The sequence below is a fragment of the Deltaproteobacteria bacterium genome, assembly GCA_022340465.1.
Taxonomy (GTDB): Bacteria; Desulfobacterota; Desulfobacteria; order Desulfobacterales; family B30-G6; genus JAJDNW01.
Genome location: JAJDNW010000115.1, coordinates 1 through 4,701 on the forward strand (window position 1 = coordinate 1; position 4,701 = coordinate 4,701).

Consider the following 4,701-nt stretch of genomic DNA (forward strand, 5'->3'; position numbering starts at 1 on the left):
GATGCCGGTATATTCTTGGCACGGAGCTTACCGTCCATATCTTCAAGTACAATGGCGCTGAAGGCGCAGACTTCGGTACACAAGCCGCAGCCGATACATTTTTCCACATCCACCTGGGAAACCAGTGGTGAAATCTGAATCGATTGTTTGGACAAAACTGTGGCGGCACGGCTTGCGGCCGCCATGGCCTGCGCAATACTTTCATCGATGGATTTTGGATAATGCGCCAGACCGCACAGGAAAATACCATCGGATGCAAACTCCACAGGACGGAGTTTCGCATGGGCTTCCATAAAGAAATTTTCCGCATTCAACGGCAGCTTGTACATGGCGGCCAGGGCGTTGTTTTCCACAGGCTCGATGGCCGTGGCCAGGTTGACCCAATCCGCCTGAATCTTCAATTCCCGCTGAAGGATGGGATCAAATACACTGACTTCAAGTCCGTCACCGGCTTCAACGACCACCGGTTTATTTTCAAGCGTGTAGCGGACGAAGATGACGCCCAGTTCGCGCGCTTTCTTGTACAATACTTCGCGTTCACCGTACGTGCGGATATCCCGGTACAAAATGAAGACATCGGTTTCCGGGTGGACCTCCTTGATGGCAATGGCCTGCATGATGGAAGACGTACAGCAGATTCGGGAGCAGTAAGGCCGCTGATCATCCCGGGAGCCCACGCACTGGATAAAAACGATGCTCTGTGCATCCTTCAGGTGTTCCGGATGCTTTTCGAGTTCGTGCCAGCGGGTCACACGTGGATGTTTACCGTAAAGATATTCATCTGTGCCTGCGGCTTTGGCACCGGTGGCAATGATGGTGGCGCCGTGTTGAATCTTTTTGGCACCACCGCCGGCGCTGACGGTGGTCTCGAAATTGCCGACGAATCCGGATGCTTCGGTCACCTGGGCGCCCAGCATCACATCGATATTTGAATGTTCCTTTACCCGGGTGACGAGCTCGGACAAAAATTTCGGCACCGATTCCCCTTTCCAGGTTTTATTCACATCCCTGGCCGTGCCGCCGAGTGCTTCGTCTCTTTCGACAATGGTGGCCGGAAAGCCCTGATCGGCCAGATTCAGCGCCGCCGTCATGCCGGCGACACCGCCGCCGATAACCAGGGCCGATTTGTTGACATCCACGGAAATATCACCGATCTGGTCCAGCAGAGAGGCTCTGGCCACCGCCATCCGCACCAGATCTTTAGACTTCTGAGTGGCCTTGTCCTTTTCGGATGAATGTACCCAGGTGCACTGGTTGCGGATGTTGGCCATTTCGAACAAGTACGGGTTGAGACCCGAATTGCGCATGGTTTCCTGGAAAAGCGGCTCATGCGTTCGCGGGGTGCAGGCGGCGACCACCACCCGGTTCAATTCCTTTTCCTTGATGACTTCCGCGAGCTTGTCCTGGGTGTCCTGAGAGCAGGTGAAAAGGTTCTCTTCGACATAGGTGACGTTGGGCAGGCCCCTGGCGTATTCAGCGATTTCCGGCACGTTGGCGACACCGCCGATGTTGATGCCGCAGTTGCAGACAAACACGCCGATGCGTGGCTCCTGACCCTCGACATTGGTTTCAGCCGGAAATGTCTTGTCCTTTACCAGCGACCCCCGGGCCGATGACAGCTTGATGCCGGCACTGCAGGCAGCGGAACTGGCTTCCATAACCGACTCCGGAATATCTTTGGGGCCTTGAAAAGCGCCGCAGACATAGACACCTTCGCGGGAGGTCTGAACCGGCGAGGTTGTGGTGGTTTTGCAGAAATTGCCGTCGGTCAGCTCGATGTCGAGTCGTTTGGCGAGATCCACGATGTCGGGGGGTATCTCAAGCCCCACGGAAAGGACAATCATGTCAAAGACTTCCTTCTGCAGGATGCCTTCGTCCGTGACGTAACCGATTTCAAGGTCATCGGATCCCCGGACCGGATTGATGGTGTGCACGCGGCTTCTAAGGAACCGGACACCATGCTGGTCTTTGGCGGATGCATAAAACTTTTCGAAATCCTTTCCATGGGTGCGCATATCCATGTAAAAAACAGCACAGTCAAGGTCCCCTGCAGCGTGCTCCTTGGCAATAACCGCCTCTTTCACGGCATACATGCAGCACACCGACGAACAGTAGCTGTTGTCGCACCTATTGAGATCTCTGGAGCCGACACACTGAAACCAGGCGATCTTTTTCGGTTCCTTTTTGTCCGACATCCGCACCAGATGACCCATGGTGGGGCCGGTGGCGGAAAGGATTCTTTCAAATTCAATGGAGGTAATGATATTGGGATGTTTAGCGTAGCTGTAATTGTCGAAGCGGGACGGATCAAAGGGTTTGAATCCAGGTGCCAGAATGACGGAGCCCACATCGAGCTCCAGCGTTTGAGGCTGTTGGGCATGGGTTTCCAGCGTAATGGCCTTGGGACCGCAGGCTTCCACGCACATGTAACATTCACAGCAGTAGCCGCAATTCAAACATCGGTGCGCCTCGTCCTTGCCTGCATCTTCCGCGTAGCCCAGCTCGACTTCAGTGAAATTCCCTTTACGTTTTTCCAGCGGCAGTTCCGGCATGTGGGCACGTTGCCGAATGGGGGTGGCCGGCGGTATGGGCCGGTACACCGGATCTTCCCGTTTGACGGGTTCTCTGCCGACCGCCATATCTTTGCCGTCTAGATAGCGTAAAATGGATTCGGCCGCTTCCTTACCGGCGGCGATTGCTCCGATGGCGACCCAGGGACCGGTCTGCACATCTCCGCCCGCAAACACACCTTCGCGGCCGGTGGCATAGGTGATGGGGTCAACCTCCGTGGTGCCCCAGCGGGAAATCTCCACACCGGCGATATCTTCGATGCCGGAGAGATCCGGCCGTTGGCCGATGGCCGGTATCAGCTGGTCGATCTCGATATCATATTCACTGCCCGGTACGGGCACAGGGCGCCGTCTTCCGGAAGAATCCACGTCACTCAGTTCCATTTGAATGCATCGAAGGCCGGTGACCATGCCGTCGCTTGTCAGGACCTCCTGGGGAGCTGCCAGGTATGAGATCTTGACGCCCTCTGATTCGGCAGCCGCGATCTCCTCTTCCCATGCGGGCATTTCCGTGCGGGTCCGGCGATAGACGATGTTGACCGTTTCGGCACCCAGCCGAACCGCGCAGCGCGCCACGTCAATGGCGACATTGCCGCCGCCGATAATGGCGACGTGCTTGCCCACTTCGGTGGTGCCGTTCAGGTTGACTTCCCGCAAAAATTCGACGCCCTGGCGAACGCCCTTGGACTTTTCACCGGGAATCCCCAGTTCGATGCCCTTGTGGGCGCCGATGGCGATGTAGACGGCCTTGAATCCTTTTTCAAACAGATCGTCCACGCTGAGGTCCGGTCCAACGGGCGTATTGGTTTTGATTTCGACGCCGAGATTCGTGATGACTTCAATTTCATTGTCCAGAATATTTCTGGGGAGACGATGCGCCGGTATGCCCACCCGCAGCATACCGCCGGCCTGGGGCTGTGATTCAAAAATCGTTGACAGGATTCCTTTTCGTGCCAGTTGATAGGCGGCGGAAAGTCCGGCGGGTCCTGAACCGATGATGGCGACTTTCTCCGCTCTGGGCGCTGCACAGGAGATTTCGATTTTTCTGGCATCAAATTGATCCGCCGCCAGCCGTTTGAGATTTCGAATGGCCACCGGCGCGTCCACGTCACATCGGCGGCAGGCGTCTTCGCAGCCGTGGGGGCAGATTCTACCGAGAACGCCGGGAAGCGGCAGGTCTTCCATAATGATTTCCAGGGCTCTTTGGTAATTGCCCTGTCCCACCATCTGGACATACCCCTGCACATTGAGACCCGCGGGGCACGCCAGGCGGCAGGGTGCTTTATCGGCTTTTTGAATGGCAAATGCGCCCGGAATGGCCTGGGCATATTTTTTATAGGTCGCTTTACGGTCACTGAACCCCTGGTCGTATTCGCTGGGAAGGGTCACCGGACAGACTTCCGTACAGTCACCGCAGCTGGTGCACTTGGCTGGATCGATGTACCGGGGTTGTTGGGTGATGAAGGCTTTGAAGTTTCCTTCAGATCCTTCAATTTTATCAATTTCAGCGCATGTAATCAGATTGATGTTGAGATGCCGGCCGACCTCGACCAGTTTTGGTGAAATGATTCACATGGCGCAGTCATTGGTGGGAAATGTTTTATCCAGTTCACTCATCACGCCACCGATGGCAGAGGATTTTTCAATCAAATGAACCAGATACCCTGAATCTGCCAGATCCAAGGATGCCTGCATGCCAGCGATGCCACCGCCGACAACGAGTACGGATCCGAGGGCCTTTTCAGTCATGCCGAACTCCTTCAAATTGTGGGTTTGAGGCGATTGAACACATCAAAATAACGTGTTGCGTTTTGCGGCCGACACCTTCATGGCTTTGCCAAGCCGCAAGAGACACTTATATCGACTATTTTTAAAATTTGTCAACCCTAATTATCGGTGATTGAACCAAAGAATTTCCCGGCAATCAGTTATGGGGGTATCAATGTATAACCATTTGAAATTATGTGATTATAAGAATTTAAACATCTCGAATGATTCTGAACTCAAATTTTTTGAGCCCCCTGCCGAAAAGCGGGTGTTTTGGTGTGGGAGGCTGTCGCATGCATTGCAAATGACCTTGAAACCATCGGCCGCCCATGATACTCCAGAATGGGTCAGCCGATGTGTGTCA

3 protein-coding genes are annotated in these 4,701 nt (G+C 54.7%); 1 reads left to right on the forward strand and 2 read right to left on the reverse strand.

What is annotated here, in order from left to right; genetic code table 11:
• Together LJE94_16235 and LJE94_16240 are read right to left on the reverse strand one after the other, a co-directional pair.
• Nucleotides 1-3,959, reverse strand: a 3,959-nt coding sequence (locus LJE94_16235; GenBank protein MCG6911653.1) for an FAD-dependent oxidoreductase, incomplete at its 3' end; no start/stop codon positions are given.
• A 180-nt stretch (nt 3,960-4,139) separates the two neighbouring features.
• On the reverse strand, nt 4,140-4,319 hold the full coding sequence (locus LJE94_16240) for an FAD-dependent oxidoreductase (GenBank protein ID MCG6911654.1): 180 nt from the start codon (nt 4,317-4,319) through the stop codon (nt 4,140-4,142).
• A 193-nt stretch (nt 4,320-4,512) separates the two neighbouring features.
• On the opposite strand from LJE94_16240, the gene LJE94_16245 reads away from it, so the two are divergent.
• Nucleotides 4,513-4,701: hypothetical protein (locus LJE94_16245; GenBank protein MCG6911655.1), on the forward strand; the 189-nt coding region annotated here is incomplete at its 3' end.

Coding starts and splice junctions, on each gene's coding strand:
- LJE94_16240 (MCG6911654.1), bottom strand. CDS start 4,319: ATGACTGAAAAGGCCCTCGGATCCGTACTCGTTGTCGGCGGTGGCATC.